General features: G+C 52.4%; 17 protein-coding genes. 5 read left to right on the plus strand and 12 right to left on the minus strand.

Annotated elements, in window-relative coordinates:
- From PMPD1_RS19580 to PMPD1_RS19600, 5 genes are all read right to left on the minus strand, one after another.
- Positions 1-777, minus strand: coding sequence for a DUF4311 domain-containing protein (locus PMPD1_RS19580; RefSeq protein WP_173635624.1), 777 nt, complete (start codon positions 775-777; stop codon positions 1-3).
- A gap of 33 nt (positions 778-810) precedes the next feature.
- On the minus strand, positions 811-1,107 hold the full coding sequence (locus PMPD1_RS19585; protein ID WP_173636293.1) for a DUF4312 family protein: 297 nt from the start codon (positions 1,105-1,107) through the stop codon (positions 811-813).
- Positions 1,108-1,109: 2 nt separating this feature from the next.
- Positions 1,110-1,466, minus strand: a complete 357-nt coding sequence (locus PMPD1_RS19590) for an SFCGS family glycine-rich protein (RefSeq protein WP_173635625.1) — start codon at positions 1,464-1,466, stop codon at positions 1,110-1,112.
- Between the two features lie 115 nt (positions 1,467-1,581).
- Positions 1,582-1,920, minus strand: coding sequence for a glycine dehydrogenase (locus tag PMPD1_RS19595; protein ID WP_173635626.1), 339 nt, complete (start codon positions 1,918-1,920; stop codon positions 1,582-1,584).
- A gap of 36 nt (positions 1,921-1,956) precedes the next feature.
- On the minus strand, positions 1,957-2,259 hold the full coding sequence (locus PMPD1_RS19600) for a hypothetical protein (protein ID WP_173635627.1): 303 nt from the start codon (positions 2,257-2,259) through the stop codon (positions 1,957-1,959).
- Between the two features lie 218 nt (positions 2,260-2,477).
- Between PMPD1_RS19600 and PMPD1_RS19605 the strand changes: the two genes are divergently transcribed.
- Entirely contained in the window at positions 2,478-4,196 is a 1,719-nt protein-coding gene (locus PMPD1_RS19605) for a phosphoethanolamine transferase CptA (RefSeq protein WP_173635628.1), read from the plus strand.
- A gap of 78 nt (positions 4,197-4,274) precedes the next feature.
- On the opposite strand, the gene cybC is transcribed toward PMPD1_RS19605, so the two are convergent.
- Together cybC and pmbA are read right to left on the minus strand one after the other, a co-directional pair.
- A complete protein-coding gene (gene cybC, locus PMPD1_RS19610) occupies positions 4,275-4,661 on the minus strand; it encodes a cytochrome b562 (RefSeq protein ID WP_173635629.1) in 387 nt (128 codons plus the stop codon).
- Positions 4,662-4,757: 96 nt separating this feature from the next.
- Positions 4,758-6,098 (minus strand): metalloprotease PmbA, encoded by a 1,341-nt coding sequence (gene pmbA / locus PMPD1_RS19615; protein ID WP_173635630.1) that lies wholly within the window; start codon positions 6,096-6,098, stop codon positions 4,758-4,760.
- 201 nt (positions 6,099-6,299) lie between these two features.
- On the opposite strand from pmbA, the gene yjgA reads away from it, so the two are divergent.
- Complete coding sequence (gene yjgA, locus PMPD1_RS19620) at positions 6,300-6,842, plus strand: ribosome biogenesis factor YjgA (RefSeq protein ID WP_173635631.1); 543 nt, start codon at positions 6,300-6,302, stop codon at positions 6,840-6,842.
- 41 nt (positions 6,843-6,883) lie between these two features.
- Here yjgA and mpl read toward each other — a convergent pair whose 3' ends face one another.
- Positions 6,884-8,239, minus strand: a complete 1,356-nt coding sequence (gene mpl / locus PMPD1_RS19625) for a UDP-N-acetylmuramate:L-alanyl-gamma-D-glutamyl-meso-diaminopimelate ligase (protein ID WP_173635632.1) — start codon at positions 8,237-8,239, stop codon at positions 6,884-6,886.
- Positions 8,240-8,407: 168 nt separating this feature from the next.
- Between mpl and fbp the strand changes: the two genes are divergently transcribed.
- Positions 8,408-9,418: a class 1 fructose-bisphosphatase gene (gene fbp / locus PMPD1_RS19630; RefSeq protein WP_173635633.1), complete on the plus strand. Its 1,011-nt coding sequence runs from the start codon at positions 8,408-8,410 to the stop codon at positions 9,416-9,418.
- 34 nt (positions 9,419-9,452) lie between these two features.
- Here the strand turns inward: fbp and PMPD1_RS19635 are convergent, their stop codons facing one another.
- Positions 9,453-11,009, minus strand: a complete 1,557-nt coding sequence (locus PMPD1_RS19635; protein WP_173636294.1) for a methyl-accepting chemotaxis protein — start codon at positions 11,007-11,009, stop codon at positions 9,453-9,455.
- Between the two features lie 171 nt (positions 11,010-11,180).
- On the opposite strand from PMPD1_RS19635, the gene PMPD1_RS19640 reads away from it, so the two are divergent.
- Both PMPD1_RS19640 and ppa read left to right on the plus strand, forming a co-directional pair.
- Entirely contained in the window at positions 11,181-11,597 is a 417-nt protein-coding gene (locus PMPD1_RS19640; RefSeq protein ID WP_173635634.1) for a lysozyme inhibitor LprI family protein, read from the plus strand.
- A gap of 118 nt (positions 11,598-11,715) precedes the next feature.
- The gene (gene ppa / locus PMPD1_RS19645; RefSeq protein ID WP_173635635.1) at positions 11,716-12,246 is read left to right on the plus strand and encodes an inorganic diphosphatase; all 531 of its coding nucleotides are present in this window, start codon (positions 11,716-11,718) and stop codon (positions 12,244-12,246) included.
- Between the two features lie 80 nt (positions 12,247-12,326).
- Here ppa and PMPD1_RS19650 read toward each other — a convergent pair whose 3' ends face one another.
- Genes PMPD1_RS19650 through tamA form a run of 3 tightly spaced genes read right to left on the minus strand, consistent with a single transcriptional unit; the run spans position 12,327 to position 18,156 of the window.
- The gene (locus PMPD1_RS19650) at positions 12,327-12,668 is read right to left on the minus strand and encodes a gamma-glutamylcyclotransferase family protein (RefSeq protein ID WP_173635636.1); all 342 of its coding nucleotides are present in this window, start codon (positions 12,666-12,668) and stop codon (positions 12,327-12,329) included.
- 2 nt (positions 12,669-12,670) lie between these two features.
- A complete protein-coding gene (tamB, locus tag PMPD1_RS19655) occupies positions 12,671-16,444 on the minus strand; it encodes an autotransporter assembly complex protein TamB (protein ID WP_173635637.1) in 3,774 nt (1,257 codons plus the stop codon).
- Positions 16,441-18,156, minus strand: a complete 1,716-nt coding sequence (gene tamA, locus PMPD1_RS19660) for an autotransporter assembly complex protein TamA (protein ID WP_173636295.1) — start codon at positions 18,154-18,156, stop codon at positions 16,441-16,443. The genes tamB and tamA overlap by 4 nt, the downstream gene beginning before the upstream one ends.
- Between the last annotated feature and the right edge of the window lie 134 nt (positions 18,157-18,290).

The raw sequence follows: 18,290 nt of genomic DNA on the forward strand, positions 1-18,290 counted from the left end.
TTACTTTCCGCTCAGGGAGTTGTGGATCATATCCAGCCAGCCCGGGACACCCAGTTGGAAGGATTTCAACAGCGACATATCGAAACCGCGGAAGAAAGCGCTGAGAACAAACAGCAACACGATGACCGACATCATGACTTTGGTCACTTTGTTCCAGCCGCTCTCTTCAACGCCTTTACCGATCAGAATACCCAGCACTAAGCCCGGTACCGCGTTCCCCATGATCATTTGCGCCAGTCCGCCAAAAATGGTGGCCCAAAAGCCTGATTTTCGACCGGCATCAATCGCCGCCAACCAGAAAATGACCGGCATCACGGTGTTGACCAACAGGTTTGCCGCCGGGACCAATACTTTAACTGCCGTCACCTGCAACGCGGCCGGTACCGCAGAAGCGGTTGAGTTAAGAAACGCCACCACGATCATGCCGATGATGCCGCAAGCAATCGCCATGCGTTTCGGGTTATGTAGCGTCTCGGCCAGGTTGCGATTTTTCACCATCAGTGCCGCCGCGCCCCAGTTCGGGATGATGCGGTGATCGACATCTTGGGTGAAAGAACCCGCCGCCACGGAAGAGGCCCAGGCATTGAAGAAGAACCCCAAGCCGAAGGAGAAGTGTGAAGCCGGATCGCCCTCACAGGAATTCAGTTCACCCAGTGTACGAAATGCGCCCATCCCTTGCGTTGTCGGTGCGTGAAACATGCGTGCGGCCCCCGCGCCGACGCCCACCCCGACTAATCCGCCAATGATTAACGACTTAAACAAAATAATTAAAAACATTAGTTTTTCCTTTCGTCTTATCGCCCAACGTTTTTAGTTCGTGTCAAATTGCACCTGATCGGTATCAATGACTGTCATGTTGACGGTAATCTCCAGCTCCACGCTAAAGGTCCGCCTTTCGCGCGCCAAAAAGAAGAACAAAAATTTCTCCGTTTTGACACTCTCCCGCGCATGAATGACGGCCACATCCTGTGGTTCAATGCGCAGCAGAATTTTATTAGTGGAACGTAATACCGTGCTCTGTACGCGGCTTAGCGCATCAGAGAAAGCTTTGGCTTTGGTGTCGCCTTTACCGCTAACCCGCACTGTGGTGGTGGCTTGCTGCTTCATCATTAGCCGCCGTATTTTTTATTCCAGGCCTGTACCAATTTTTCGCCCAGTTCCTCTTTATCCATAAAGCCAAATCCCAGCACCGTGACGCCTTCATTAATCGCCGTTACGCCTTCGTCAACCGAGCGCATGCCGTATTTGGCTTTATAGCCATATTTGTTTTGCGCGGTGATCGCACCAGCGCCGCCGCTGCCGCAGAAAGAGATACCGAAATCGGCGTTTTCCGCTTTCATTACATCGCCCAACTTCATGTCCGCCGCGACGCCCGGCACCACCACGGCACGTCCACCGGCTTTCTCCACACCTGCTGCTACTTTCTGTCCTTTACCTAAACGATCGCCAATGACTACGGTTACCATGATGAATTCCTTAAATAGAGTGGTTCAAAACAAAGGTTATCTACCGACCATCGCCGCCAATAACCTGGTACGAGAATGCTTCCACATCCGGTCACACGCCACATGAACATGGCTATTACGGATTTTCTTTCGCTACCTCAAAGTGCACTGACAACAACCAAGCCTCTTCAACCGGTAAATTACCGAAGATATCCACTACCTGTTGCGCCAGTTCCGTGGATTCCACAGAGATGTCTTCAAACAATTCGGCCTCCACCTCCGGCAAGGATTCGCCGGTTAATGAACGCAGCGCCATTGCCCGTACATGGGAGGACAACATTTGTTGCTGCACCGCGTTAGGATGGATATTACGCGCGGCAAACAGTTCGCCGATTTGCGTCATAACGTTATCGGCCAACGCCTGTATCTCTTCGGGACTTGCCGCATTGTTCACCTGTACCGCTCCGCTATTCACCTTGCTACTCCTGTTCCCGTTACGGACAAATCACATTCATATCGCGTTGAAAATAAGGTAGCGCCCCCGCCACAAGGTTTGTAGAACGACTTTTTCCACTTTGAAACGGAAATCGCGCCGATCGGCGTGAGCGATGTCGCAAAAAAATAAAAAGTCATTCGGTGTAAAGTTTAAAATATTTAACAAAATAGAATGGCAGCAAGTCAGCATATTCTGCTGGCTGATAGACAGGAAATTGCCGTAACACCATCTGGCATAGGAAAAAGTTATTGCTAACGCCGGGTTATTTACCGCCGATGAAGAGAGAAGAAAGCAACCGCATCGCTCAATGGCTGCCATTAGCTGCGCAACAAATAATGACGACTTTTACTATTTCTTTTAACAAGTAAATCAAAATGTCAGACGTTGTTACCTGATAATAATAGGGCTTAAGCCGATAGTTTTCGCTCAGCAAGGTTAAATTCTCTTTGTTTCATGCAAATTAAGCTTAAATTAAGGTTCAGAACTTATTATCATCTGCATCAATTTTCCTCCTCAGACAGAAGCAAGTTTAAAACATGAGTCATCAAACCACCGAGAACCGGGCATTTAGCTGGAAAGCATTGCTCTGGATGTTGCTTTTTATATGGTTTTTCTCCAGCGTGGTGCAGGTACTAATTATTTGCACTGGTTTCAGCGGTACTAACGGCCTACGTGATTCCCTGCTTTACAGCTCGCTATGGCTGATTCCAATGTTGCTCTTCCCGTCACGGACACGCATCATCGCCGCCGTATTAGGCGTAGTGCTATGGGCCACCTCAATTACCGCGCTCGCGTATTACGTCATTTATCATCAAGAGTTTTCGCAAAGCGTTCTGTTTGTAATGTTTGAAACCAATGCGGGCGAGGCTGGAGAGTACTTAGGGCAGTATTTCAGTCTGAAGGTCTTGCTGCCGTTACTGGCGTACACCGTGGTGGCGATTCTTCTCTGGACGCGGTTGCGTCCGGTCTATATTCGTAACCCTTGGCGTTGGCTGATCTCCGCCGCGCTGCTTTATGGGCTGGTACTGAACCCATTAGCTTACACGCTGATTATCAAAAAGTATGATCTGCCAAAATCCTTCGCACGCTTAACGTCGCGCATGGAACCGGCCGCGCCATGGCAGTTGGCCGTCGGTTATTTTCAGTATCGTCATCAGTTAGGTAATATGGAAAAACTGCTGCACGCCAATAATGCGTTACCGCCACTGGCTAATTTACGCGACGCCAATGGTGAAATGCCGCGCACGTTGGTGTTGGTCATTGGGGAGTCAACGCAGCGTGAGCGGATGAGTTTGTATGGTTATGCGCGTAAAACGACGCCAAATCTCGACGCAATGAGCAAAACCGACCCAAACCTCACGGTGTTTAATGATGTGGTCACTTCACGGCCCTACACCATTGAGATCCTGCAACAAGCGCTGACCTTTGCTGACGAGCAGGCGCCTGACCTCTATCTCACCCAGCCATCGCTGATGAACATGATGAAACAGGCCGGTTATAAAACCTTCTGGATCACCAATCAGCAAACCATCACCGAACGTAACACCATGCTGACCGTGTTCTCCAAACAAACGGATGAGCAGTTCTATATGAACCAGCAACGCACGCAGAGCGCGCGTGAATACGATGCCAACGTGCTAAAACCGTTCCAGCAGGTGCTAAACGATCCGGCGCCGAAGAAATTTATTATTGTGCATCTGTTAGGAACGCATATTCGTTATGAGTTCCGTTACCCGGAGTCTTACGATAAGTTTCAGGGCAATGATCATGTTCCTGCTGGTTTAAGTCAGGATGAAGTGGCTACCTATAATCAATATGATAACGCCGAGTTGTATAATGACTTTGTGGTATCTAGCCTGATTAAAGACTACGCCAAAACTAATCCGAACGGCTTCCTGCTCTATTTTTCAGATCACGGCGAGGAAGTGTATGACACGCCGCCGCATAATATTCAGGGGCGTAATGAAGAGGCGCCGACACGGCCGATGTACAATATTCCGTTTATGATTTGGACATCGCCGCAATGGAAACAGGCGCATCCGCGTGATTTCTCTGGCATGGTAAACCGCCCATATAGCAGCGCTGAGTTAATTCATACATGGTCTGACCTTGCCGGTTTGTCGTATGACATGTACCAACCGCAAAGAAGCCTGGTTAGCCCGCAGTTCGTGCCAATGACCCGTTGGATTGGTAACCCGTATAAGAAAAAGGCGCTGCACGCCTACGACAAGCTGCCCTTTGGGCCGACGAAGTAGGTTCAACGCTAATACACTATAAAAAAAAAGAGGGCTGAAATAATTTCAGCCCTCTTCATATTGATTGGTTAACTGCAATTAGCGAAACTTTTTGTGGTTCTCATTACGGATATCAGCCAGCTTTTTAGCAGCATCTTTTGCTTCATCCACTTTACCGGCTTTCGCCAGCGCCATTGAGGTATCGATCTGACCAATCAGCGTGTCTAATCCAGCCTGATAATCCTTCAGTTTCGGGCTATCTTTCGGCTCACTTTCCAGTTTTTCCGGCGTCGCTTGCTTCGCATCAGTCGCTGCATCACGCATCACCTGTAGCGCCTTAGTCAACTCACCCGCATCGGTGGTTTTATTCACCGTTTTATAATTACTGGCAATAATATCCATATCATCGCCCAAATCACGGGCCAGCGCGCTCACGCTGGTACACAACAGGGAAACAGACAACATTGCAATCACATGCTTACGCATCGGTTAGTTCCTTTTTTGTTATGGAAGAGACAGAGCAAACGGGCAGCGCTCTTTGTCGCTACCCGTGATACAGCGCAATACCACTAAAAATCTACCCTATTGACCGGCTATTTTCATTTCAGGTAATAAAACGGAGCCACATTGAATGTTACTACGTGTTTCAATATCGTCTCCGACGGTGACAATGTTACGCCACATCTCTTTCAAATTACCGGCGATAGTAATTTCGCTTACCGGATACTGAATTTCACCGTTCTCGACCCAGAAACCCGCCGCGCCGCGCGAATAATCGCCGGTAATGCCGCTGACGCCCTGGCCCATTAACTCGGTGACCACCAAACCGGTGCCCATTTGCCGCAGCATTTCACGGAAACCAAGCCCTTGCCCGGCAATACGCCAGTTATGAATGCCGCCGGCGTGACCAGTACTGTGTAGGCCCAGCTTACGCGCCGAATAGCTGGTTAGCAGCCACGTTTGTAACACGCCATCTTTAACGATCTCACGCGGTGATGTCCGCACACCTTCGCTATCAAACGGTGTAGAAGCCAACCCTTTAAGCAAATGCGGCTGCTCTTCAATGGTGAGCCACTCTGGCAGAATTTGCGTGCCCATCGCGTCTAATAAAAAGGTCGATTTGCGATACACGCTGCCACCGCTAATTGCCCCAACCAGATGGCCGAATAACCCGGTAGCCACCTCTGGAGCGAAGATAACCGGCGCTTTCATGGTGGCTAACTTACGCGGCGACAGGCGGGATAAGGTACGGCGCGCGCACTCCTGGCCAACCCATTCTGGCGTTTCGAGGTCTTCAATCGCCCGCCCAATTGAGTAAGCATAATCGCGCTCCATATCGCCGTTTTCTTCGGCAATCACGCAGCTTGAAAGAGAGTGGCGGCTGGTGTTGTAGCTTTGTAGCATGCCGTGGCTGTTACCGAACACTTTGGTACCGATATGGCTATTAAAGCTGCCGCCTTCGGTGTTATTGATGCGCTTATCCACTTGCAGCGCGGCCTGCTCTGCCCGCGAGGCCAGTTCAATGGCTCGATCGGGATCGATTTCCCAGGGATGGAACAGGGAAAGATCCGGCGCCTCAAACGCTAACAGGTCGCGCTCTGCTGGCGCCGCATACGGATCGGGAGAGGTATAGCGCGCAATATCGATCGCCGCCTGTACGGTGCGTTTAATCGCTTCCGGGCTCAGATCGGTGGAGGAGGCGCTGCCTTTACGGTTTTGGTGATAAACCGTAATTCCGAGCGCGCCGTCGCTATTAAACTCGACGTTTTCCACTTCACCATATCGGGTACTGACGCTGATACCGGTGGTTTTGCTCACCGCGACTTCCGCGCCATCAGTAGCGCCTTTGGCGTGATCAAGCGCCTGGGCGACCGCTTGCTCAAGCACTTTACGTTGTTCTGCAACCTGAGTGAGTAATTTCATTTACCTACCATACTATGATGAGAGTCAATGTGATGTAGCGATGAGATCCGGCCCCGCGTAAAGCCGGGCCAGAGGTTGAAACCACTACGAAAAACAACGCTCTGGTGATAAGGATGATTTTGAGTCTAACAGACTCAGAGAACAATTTCGCAGTAGCCTAAATTTCCTGATAGCATTAGCCTCTTTTTCTGGAGCCTAACCATGAACAAACAGCCCGAAGACTGGCTCGATGATGTCCCCGATAACCATGAAGAAGAAGATGAAGAGATTATCTGGGTCAGTAAAAGTGAAATTAAACGTGATGCCGAAGAATTAAAACGTCTTGGTGCAGAACTGGTCGATCTGGGTAAAAACTCGCTGGATAAGATCCCGCTGGATGACGACCTGCGCGCCGCGATTGAATTGGCGCAGAAGATTAAAAAAGAGGGGCGTCGCCGCCAGCTACAGCTCATCGGTAAGATGCTACGCTCACGCGATGAGGAACCGATTCGTCTGGCGCTGGATAAACTGAAAAACCGCCATAACCAGCAAGTGGCGCTGTTTCATAAACTGGAAGCGCTACGCGATCGGTTAGTGGAACAGGGTGATGAGGCGATGTCGGAAGTGTTAAATCTCTATCCCGATGCCGATCGTCAGCAATTACGTAGCATGATCCGTAACGCCCAAAAAGAGAAAGCGGCCAATAAGCCGCCGAAAGCTTCCCGCCAAATATTCCAGTATTTGCGCGAACTGGCGGAAGCGTGATGCTACCGGCGGGCTGGCTTATTGCCGCCCGCCGTAGTCAATTACTGCCCTAATCGGGTGAGTAATTTCTGGTGAATACCGCCAAACCCGCCATTGCTCATCACCAGCACGTAATCACCCGGCTGCGCGGCCTTCGCCACCATTTCCACCAACGCATCCACATCGGCGCTCCAGTGCGCAGGCTGCATACAGGCTTCGGCAACTTCAGAAACCTGCCACGGAATATGGTGCGGCTGAAATAAGAACACTTCATCGGCGCGCCCCAGAGAAGGTGCCAGATCATCTTTACTCACGCCCATCTTCATGGTGTTGGAGCGAGGTTCCAGCACGGCCAGAATACGTGCCGTTCCGCCAACCTTGCTGCGCAAAGCCGCCAGCGTAGCCAGAATCGCCGTCGGATGGTGAGCAAAGTCGTCATACACTTTTACGCCACCGGCCTCGCCACGTAATTCCAGCCGACGACGCGCGTTAACAAAATCATTCAACGCCCGCCCGGCGTCTTCCGGCTTCACGCCAACGTGCCGCGCGGCGGCGATCGCCATCAAACCATTATGCATGTTGTGCTCACCTACTAGCGACCAGTTCACTTCGCCAACCGGTTCGCCGTCCAGCAACACTTCCCAATGGGAGGCATCCGGCGTGCGTTTTTTCGCTTGCCAGCGCCCATTTTCACCCGCCGTTTCCTGCTCGCTCCAACATCCCATCGCCATCACCTGCTTCAGGTTGGCATCGTGCTCCGGCAATAAAATTTTGCCCTGACCCGGAACGATACGGACTAAATGGTGGAACTGTTTTTGAATCGCGCGCAGGTCGTCAAAAATATCCGCGTGGTCGAACTCCAGATTATTCAAAATCAAGGTGCGCGGGCAGTAATGCACAAACTTCGAGCGCTTATCGAAAAACGCGCAGTCATACTCATCGGCTTCAATCACGAAGAATGGGCTTTTTCCTAAAGTTGCCGAGACGTCAAAGTTCCCCGGCACACCACCGATCACGAAGCCCGGTTCCAGCCCGCAAGCCTGTAAAATCCACGCGACCATCCCGGCGGTAGTGGTTTTCCCGTGCGTACCGGCAACCGCAACGACCCAACGGTCACGCAGGACAAAATCATGTAGCCACTGTGGGCCGGAGAGGTACGGAATGTTCCGTTCCAGCACCGCTTCAACACACGCGTTACCGCGCGTCATCGCATTGCCGATAATGACCAAATCAGGCGCGGGTTCGAGCTGGCTGGCATCATATCCCTGAATAAGATCAATACCTTGCTTCTCAAGTAGCGTGCTCATCGGCGGATAAACGTTGGCATCTGAGCCTGTCACTTCGTGCCCCAGCGCACGCGCCAGCATTGCTAAACCGCCCATAAAAGTGCCGCAGATACCAAGAATATGAATACGCATAAAGGATCCGTTACTAAAAAAGTTCGGCGCACAGTGTAGCGCCGACTGACGACGGAAGAAACGGATTTGGACTATGGTCTTTGTGCTTCATTCGGCTAAACTGCGTACGCAAACGTTGGCGACATGTAAAGCATGCAGCCATTCCATCGCAGATTCAGGGATTGTGTTATGAAAACGTTAGGCGAATTTATCGTCGAGAAGCAACATGACTTTCCTCACGCCACAGGTGAACTGACGGCGCTCCTTTCCGCTATCAAGCTGGGTGCGAAAATCATCCATCGTGATATTAATAAAGCAGGTTTGGTTGATATTCTGGGCGCCAACGGCGTTGAAAATGTGCAGGGCGAGCAGCAGATGAAACTGGATCTGTTCGCCAATGAAAAGCTGAAAGCCGCGCTGAAAGCGCGTGGTATTGTCGCCGGCATCGCCTCAGAAGAAGAAGATGAGTTTGTTATCTTCGAAGGTGCGGAAAACGGTAAGTATGTGGTCTTGATGGACCCACTGGATGGCTCATCAAATATTGATGTTAACGTTTCGGTCGGGACCATTTTTTCAATTTATCGTCGCATCACGCCGCCCGGCACGCCGGTGACCGATGAAGATTTCATGCAGCCGGGTAATAAGCAAGTTGCCGCCGGTTATGTCGTCTACGGCTCCTCAACCATGCTGGTTTACACCACCGGTTGCGGGGTTCACGCCTTCACTTACGATCCATCGCTCGGCGTGTTCTGTTTAAGCCAGGAGCGCATGACGTTCCCGGCGGCGGGTTATACCTATTCGATTAACGAAGGTAACTACATCCGTTTCCCGCAAGGGGTGAAGAAATACATTAAATTCTGCCAAGAAGAGGATAAGGCAACCCGTCGCCCTTACACCTCGCGCTATATTGGTTCGTTGGTGGCCGATTTTCACCGTAACTTGCTGAAAGGTGGCATCTACCTCTACCCCAGCACCGCTAGCCATCCACAAGGCAAGTTGCGTTTGCTGTATGAGTGCAACCCGATGGCGTTCCTCGCCGAACAGGCGGGCGGCAAAGCCAGCGATGGCAAAAACCGTATTCTTGACCTACAACCTGAAACGCTGCATCAGCGTTGCCCGTTCTTCGTCGGGAACAACGCGATGGTTGATGATGTTGAGCGCTTTATGCGTGAGTTTCCGGACGACGCCTCAGCATCGTAATCTGATCGTGGGATGGGCTCGCCCGTCCCCTCATTCATACCGCCACGCGGAAAGCAGACATGCTCTCGACCAACTGTTTCGACTGTTCCTCCAGCGATTGCGTCGCTGCGGTTGCTTGTTCCACCAGCGCGGCGTTCTGCTGAGCCACCTCATCCATCTGCGTCACCGCCAGGTTAACCTGCTCAATCCCCCGGCTTTGCTCCTGTGAAGCGCTGGAGATCTCTTTCATCAACGAGGTAACGCGCATGATCTCCTCGGAAATTTCATCCATGGTTTCACCCGCGCGGGTCGCCATTTCACTCCCCTCGCCAACCCGACTCTGCGATTCACCGATCAGGGTTCTGATCTCTTTCGCCGCGTTACCACTGCGTTGCGCCAGGTTACGCACCTCACTGGCGACCACCGCAAACCCTCGCCCTTGTTCACCGGCTCGCGCGGCTTCCACCGAGGCGTTCAGCGCCAGAATATTAGTCTGAAAGGCAATACCATCAATCACGCCAAGAATATCGGCAATCCGCGCCGAACTGGCGGAAATTTCCTGCATTTTCTCCATCACATAGCAGACCACCTCAGCGCCGCGATCGGCGGTGTCCGACACGCTACGTGCTAGTTGATGTGCCTGATGGGCATTATCCGCATTCAGTTTTACCGTCGCGGTAAGCTGCTCCATACTGGCGGCGGTTTGTTCCAGCGAAGCGGCGGACTCTTCCGTGCGCTGCGATAAATTGAGATTGCCCGCCGCCAGTTCGCGGCTACCGACATCAATTTGCAAACTGGCATCGCGTACCCGGCTAACCGAAAGTTGCAGCGCTTGCTGCATCATGCTCAGCGCGTTATTCAGACGCCCTAACTCATTCTCTCCGCCCGGCGGTACCGGATGCGTGAGGTCACCATCAGCAACATGTTCGAGGTGCGCGATTGCCAAATTCAGCGGCTTCAGCAACATTAAGCGCAGCGTAAACCAGGCCAACACCACCAGTGCTATCGCCAGCAGGCAACTGACCGCGATCAGCATTTTCATTCGGGTTTCATTACCGGTCGCCCGCTTGAGTTGCGCATCGCTCACTTTTTCGGCATACAGGCTAAAATCACTCACCGCTTGCGAAAAGGTGGCGGAAAGCACGGAAATATCGCCTTCCAGCACCGCGTAATAATCGTCCGGGCTCTGCTTATCCAGCGCCGCCATCATTGGCGTAATGCCTTTATCAAGGTATTGCTTGTAACGGACAGCGATAGCATCCGCCAGCACTTTTCCTTGTGCGGTAACCGTACCTGCTGCCGTAAACCGTGCCAGTTCCTGTTGCGACTGCTTAATGAACATTTCCGACTGTTTGGTACTCGCGGCGCCTTCATCCATCAAACCAATTTCCATTTTGCGTACCGCTAACGCAGCGGTTGAACGCGCCCGCAACAAGTCACCATTACTCCGGTAAAGACTATTCAGTTCAATGCCCTGAATGCGGTTAATCGCATCCAGCGACTGATTGCCTTTATTGATGGCGATAATTCCCATTACGCTGACCAACAAAAGTAACAGCGTAAGCAACGTCAATAACGCCAGTAACCCGGTGCGCAGAGAGAGTTTTTTTATCATAGTGGTTTCCGATATCAGTGAAGGCCAACCCTTCTCGAGCCTTACAGCGCATCAAGTATCGGCAGTTCAGTGGAGAAACTTTAGATTTATTCCCACGGCGCATTGACCTCGACTCCCCCCTTCACCACGCTTACTATCGCTGTGCATTTTATTCCTCTGGAGAATCCCATGAAGAACCCCTTACTCATGCTATGCCTGTTATTGCCGCTGAGTGTCAGCGCGGCGGAAAAACAGCGCCCCATTGATAACGCGCTGGATAGCTGTATGAATAAAACATCCACTACGCTTGGTATGACACAGTGCTATGACGCGGCTTATCATGCCTGGGATAAAGAGATGAACGCCGCGTATCAGGCGGCGCTGGCAAAACGCGATGCCACGCAAAAACAACAATTACGCACCGCGCAGCGAAACTGGTTAACTTATCGCGCTAGCTGGATGACGGCCGCTAAGGGATATGTGTTAAAACAGCAGGGCACCATGGCGGGCCTGACGCTTGGCGCGCAGAATGTTGAACTGGTCAAGCAACAGGCATTGATGCTGAAGTCGTTAAATAGCGCCTGCGGCAACCCGGATGATTGCTAAACACTGTCAATAAATCGCCGGTATGGAGCATTCCGAAACCCCAAAAAGGGGGAATACTTTCGCTGTCAGTTGGCTATAATAGCCGTCACTCGACTTAAGACTAATGAAGGAATGCGAGATGAGTTTGAACCAGGTGCCTGCGGGTAAAGACCTGCCAGAAGATATCTACGTCATTATTGAAATTCCGGCCAATGCCGATCCAATCAAATATGAAGTGGATAAAGAGTCTGGCGCGTTATTTGTTGACCGTTTTATGTCAACGGCGATGTTTTATCCGTGCAACTACGGCTACATCAACCATACGCTGTCTCTGGATGGCGACCCGGTTGACGTGCTGGTGCCAACCCCGTATCCGCTACAGCCGGGTTCGGTCATTCGTTGCCGTCCGGTTGGCGTGTTGAAAATGACCGATGAGTCAGGCGAAGACGCGAAACTGGTGGCGGTTCCGCATACCAAACTGTCGAAAGAGTATGATCACATTAAAGATGTGAACGATCTGCCGGAACTTCTGCGCGCGCAGATTACCCACTTCTTCGAACACTATAAAGACCTGGAAAAAGGTAAGTGGGTGAAGGTTGAAGGTTGGGATAACGCTGAAGCCGCTAAAGCTGAAATCGTCAGTTCTTTCGAGCGCGCGGCGAAGAAGTAACTCTCTTCTTTGCCCGGCCATCAGACAAAAACACCGCTCCTGTGAGCGGTGTTTTTTTATTACTCATGCTGTTCCCGGCGTTACTCGCCGCGCAGCAACCAATCGCCGCTTTCAATACGGCGACGGCCTGCCACTGAGCGTTGATAAACATAGAGCCAGGCACTGCCGTACGGCGTCTGAACCAGTTGGCGTTTATATTCGCCGCCTTTGGTTCGGAGCGCGTCAAGCTCGCCCAGCGTCGCGGCGTCAATGCGATAAACCTCGCAATGAACTTGCCCCTCCCCTGTTATCACGCCGGGATAATGACCAAGGCTGTAAAGCTCGTAGCCGTCGATCTCATGATCGCCAAGCCACTGCGCATTGGTCATCCAGTGACTGTTTCCCTGTTCGCGTCGTAAACTGCCATAGACAATTATTCGCATTGCTAAAACTCAAACTGATAGAGCAAATCCAGTGCCTGATCGATACCTGACACTGCTTCCAAATAGAGTTTGGGCATCAGACGATAACGTAAGGTTAAGGTCGCCAATGAGTCAAAAATACCCACTCCATATTTTACTTGTAGACCCGGCAACACATAGCCACTGACCTGAACCTGTTGGCTATCGCCAACGCCGGTGGTATCAAGCGCAAGGTTACTGACGCCGAACGTCTCGCCGATTTTACCCATAACCTGACCACTTTGTGCAACCCCCAAACCAACCAAAGCTGAAGTTAACGCATTACTGTCACCATCGCTGTTCAGCCCCTGCCCACGTAACAGGTAAGAAAGGGCTTCTTGTTGCGACATCGCCGGATCGGAGAAGACCTCGACTTTTGGCTCGTCGGCGAGGCCGGTGACGCGTAATCCCGCCGTGACATCATCCTCTGTCGCTTCCGGGTTACGAATCGCCTCAAGGTTTAGATAAGGCTGGTCCGGCGGCCCGGCAAACTGCAACTCACCTTTGCGTACCAACAGATCCTGCCCATAAGCATGGAAGCGACCGGACGGAATATTGATTTGCCCATTCAGCCCCAGCCCACGCTTATCCTGCACCAGTTTCAAATCACCATTCAGCTTCGCTTTCAGCCCAAACGCGCTGAGTCGTACATCATCGCCAACGTGAATCACCAGGTTGCTATTAATTGGAATGGCGGCGGTTTTCGGTGCCACGGGTTGTAAGTTTTCATCCAGAATAACTTCATCAGAAGAGACCCCGGTGGCGCTTTCTGGCACCTCTTGCACCGTAATCCGCGCCCACGGAATATCGACACGTCCATCCAGATTAAAGGCGGCGGGCGACGCTTCAAACACCAAATCGGGTGAAACGTCCATACGAACCATCGGCGGCACGGTAACCCGCACTTTGTCGCCTTTGGCCGCCACGCGGGCGCGCCAATTATCCAGTTGGCTCCAATCCGCGTTACCGTTTAGAGCGATTTGGCCTTGCGCGGTCTGAATTAAGCCTTCCAGCGTAGAACTCATGCCGTTGAAGACCATATTGAGGTTGGCGGCGGTGAGATCCACCGGCATGAAGTTACCGTCAATATCAACGTTGTGCAGCCCAAGCTGCCCAAACACTTGCGGGCGCTGAAGATCACCGCCCAATCGCAAGTTACTGTTAAGCATACCGGCCACTTTTTCACCCTGCATCAACGCCGGGTTAAACATCGCCAGCGACAGGTTGGCAATATTTACATTGCCCGAAAGTAGACGGCGGTGCTGCGGGTCGGCGATTTGGATATTGCCATCTAGCTGCCCGTTATGCGCAATTCGGATCAGCCAATCGAGTTGCGCGCGACCATTACGCATTGCAGCGTTAAGGTTCAAAGTATCGAACGCGATCGGCAGGGTATTGCCCTGCACATCTTGTTCAACTTTTACGCCATTACCTTTCAGCGCAACGCGTCCGGTTGGCAACGCGCCGTCTGCCGTCCAGTTCACTTCCGCATCGCCAGTGAAAACGCCGCTCAACTTGGTTTCATCGCCCAGGAACGGCTTAATCATCGCTAAATCAAACCGGTTCAACGTCACTCGGGCATGACCATTTGGCCCGGCTTCAATCGGCTGCGGTACGCAAAGCTGCGCGTTCGGGTTCTGCCAGCAGTGCGCGCCGATGGTGGCGGTCTGTTTGCTATTCAGGTAATCAATGGCCATTGCGCGCGTTAAACGCCACTCGCCAACCGGCGTATCGAAACGGGTATTGTTCAATACCCCTTTCCAGTGTTGTGTCGCCCGATCAAAGCTGCCGCTCAACGCCAATTGGCCTGATACTGGCTCGCCCTGAATATTGAGCTTCAACTGATGCTGCTTTTCATTACCGTCTGCGTTCAGGGTCAGCAAATTGATCGCCAACGTATCCTGTTTCAATTGCTCTACCCGAACCGCCAGCTTACCGGCGATTTGCTCGGCGGAACGCACATCGCCTTCCACTTTCACCCGCCCAATATGCATTTCTTGCCAACGCAGACCGGTAGCGGTTAAATCCGCCAACAACTGCGGCGCCTTCAGGTTGCCGCGCGCACGCAGAGTGCCTTTCGCCACACCGCCCAGCCCCGGTAATGCATTATCCAGATGCTGCGCGTCAATATCAGCGTCCAGATTTAGCGTATCGCCCAACGAACCTTTGACATTAAGATTGTTGCGGCCCAACACCAGTTTGATGCCTGGAATGTTCCACTGGTTATAGCTATTGCCGTACAGCGTACCCTGGGCGGAAACCTCGTTCTGTTTCACATTGCCGTTAAGCTGAAGCTCTGGCACCCGCAACTGCCAACTGCCGCCATACAGACTGCCGCGCGTGGTGATTTTCCCCGCCAGCTTGGCGGGCCAGTCAGGGTACTGTTTGGCGGTGTTGATGCCTGCCAGCGTTAGCTCGCTGCGCCAACTGATCGCTTTGCTCCAATCCACCAGCGCCGTCAGGTCAATATTGCCCTGCAAAGCGGCAATCCGGAGTTTATCGAGGCTGAACTGTTCAATATTGCCTTTGCCATTCAACGTCAGCCCGGCAGGCGGAATCGCATCCCCTTTCAGCGCTGCCTCTAGCGACATCACATAATCGGTGGCTTTCCCATTGAACTGAAAATTAACCTTATCTACTTGATACTGCGTGGCACCAGTTAACGGCCAGCGCAATTGCGGACTAGTGAGATCGATGTGCAGCGGTAACCCCACGGTGGCTGGTTCGGTCTGCACATTTAACTGCGCCGCCAGCGGCCCGGAGAGATTGAGCGCCAGCTTCAGCCGATCGCGCATGCCGCCGCCCAAGGTCATATTGACCTTCTCGCCTTTCAACGGATCGAGGTTGAGTGCGCCATGTAAGGTGAGGTTCACCGGCCAGTTATCGGCCAGCAGCGCCTGCCCGGAAGCATTCAGCTGCCCCATGGAGGAGTCGACCGCCAACGTTTCTAACTGTAGCCGGCGATCTTGGGTATGCGCCTTCACCTGCAGCCGGTTAATCAACACATCAGTATCGCCGGTCAGCCGCAGTTGTTGTCCGGTAATATCCTCAATATTCACATCCAGCGGTAACTGGAAATCCGGCAAGTCAGGGAGCAATGGTTTGGCAAATAGCGCTTTCAGGCTTTCACCCAGTGGTTGCTCGTCTGCCGAGGGTTTTTCAATCTTTGGTTCAACCACTTGCTCATTTGCCACCTGCGCGGCCTTTGGCAACGCAATTAGCAAGCTTTGAATGTGGGTAGGCGTGAGGGTTAGCGACCGGCCCTGCCACTGCATGCCGGTAGAAAAATCTGCCAGCGAAATCGCGGTATTATCAATCTTGACGCTAACATTCTGGATCCCAAGATGGCGCAACGTAATCGGATAAGGCGTACTGATTTCGCCGCCGGAAGACGTCTCAGGTTCTGGCTGGGTTGCCGTGGCTGGCGGTAGTTTTTTACTGTCGACCACCACGTTAATCCCTTTCAGGCTGAGGTCATTCACGCAAAACGCCGAATGTTTCAGACAACCTAATCCAACCGCCAGATGTAATTCATCCGCATTCACACTCACGCCGGGCATTTGGTACTGCACCCCTTTCAGGGTCAGATTACGCCAGCCGCCGTCAACCTGCTTGATGTCCAGCCCCGGTACCCAACGTGCGGCGCCATTCAACACCAGATGCAACCCCGTCGTGGTACCAATCAGGAACCCTACCGCGCCCAATAGCAGCAGCAGAAAAATCAAAATGCCAATCAGGACCTTTTTCCAACGACTCATAGCTCTGGCCCCAACCCAATGTAGAACTGTAATCCATGTTTTTCGTCATCACCCACTGGCCGGGCAATATCGAACTTAATCGGCCCAACCGGTGACTGCCAGCGCACGCCAAAACCGGCGCCGGTTTTAATATCGCTTTGTTTGATGTCATTCACCGCTTCGCCAGAGTCAACAAACACCGCCCCCCACCATTTACCGGTCACATTGTATTGGTATTCCAGCGAACCGGTCGCCAATTTAGAGGCACCGGTCAGTTTGCCGTCGCTATCGCGCGGTGAAATATCTTTGTATTTGTAACCCCGAATGCTGCGATCGCCACCGGCAAAGAAGCGCAGGTCCGGCGGTACACGCTCAAAATCATTGGTTTCAATCCAGCCAAGATTACCGCGCGCCACGAAGCGGTGTTTCTCCGCCACGGTACGGATCCAGACGTTTTGCGCCTGTAACACCAGGAAATCAACGTCAGAGCCCCATGTGGTGTCAGAAATATCAGCGGAGTAGCGCTGCGAATCTCCCCAGGTTGGCATCAGTCCGCCGCGTGAACGCGTGCGGTTGATGCTGACGCCCGGATACAGCAGCATAGTGGTGTTGGTCACGCTACCTTGGGTAAAGTGGTCAAGACTCCAGCGTAGATTGATCGCTTTCTGCCAGCCGCTGCTATTGTCCCAATAACGGGAAACGGCAAGCGTGGTGGAGTCTGCTTTGGTGTCATTAAGATCGGTGCGCTTCAACCCGCCCTGGAACAGATAATATTGCTCCAGCGGGCTTTTCAGTAACGGAACCTTATAGCTAAAATCAAGCTGCTGCTCCGGCGCGGAGAGGTTGGCGCTGGTAGTGAAGCTGTGACCGCGTGAGTTGATCCACGGTTTTTTCCACGTCGCTTTAACCCGTGGCCCAACATCGGTTGAATAGCCGACGCCGGTTTCAATAGTGTTTTCGGTGCGCGGTGAAACGACGCCGGTCAGCGGCAGAACTTTTTGGGTACTCGCTTTCTTGAAATCTGGCGCGACGACCACCGAATTAAACCAGCCGGTAGCCGACAACCGCCGATTGAGCTCCGCCAAGTCGCGCGAGCTGTAATAGTCGCCTTCTTTAAATGGCACCAGATTCTGCAAATACGCTTCACGGATTTGCGAGCCGGCGAAGCTTACGTGGCCAAAGCGATAACGCTGCCCGCTATCGTAATCAATATCCCAGAATGCTTCTCGCCGGGCAGGCGACACGCCCAATTGGCTCTTTTTAAATTCACCATCGAAGTAGCCATTACGTAGCGCAAGGTTGGTAAAGCCATTCTTAAAGCTGTCGTATTTACCGTGATTCAGGATGGTCCCGTTTTTAGGCTTACCCTGTTTTATCCAGTTTTGGTAATCGTGATCGTTACGCGCTTCACCGCGCACAATAATGGTACTCCCGGCGATACGTACCGGCTCGCCAGGCTTCACATGCGCGATCAATACCGGGCGCCCACCTTGTGGCGGAGCCGGGCGGGACTCAAAATCGATGGTGGGATCGTAATAGCCCAGAGCTTTCAGCCCCTCTTTGATCGCCTCCGAAACCCGCGCGCGGAAGCGCCCATCCGCAGAAACTTCATCACCGCTAATGGTGGAAAGACGCGCTCTAACGTTCTTCTGTAGTTCCCCGGATAAGCCATCAAGTTGCAAGCGGATATTCGCGGCCTGTACGGCAGGCGCGGCTATCAGCAGACAGTACATGCAATAAACACGAATTCGTGGCACGCTTACTCCTGTTACTGTTGCCAATCCCTAATCCAGAGGGATAAATGGTTTCTTGAATAGCAAGCCACTGCACGCGATGGATTTTCAGACCCAAAAAGCATAGCGGTTTT

Source organism: Paramixta manurensis, assembly GCF_013285385.1.
GTDB lineage: Bacteria > Pseudomonadota > Gammaproteobacteria > Enterobacterales > Enterobacteriaceae > Paramixta > Paramixta manurensis.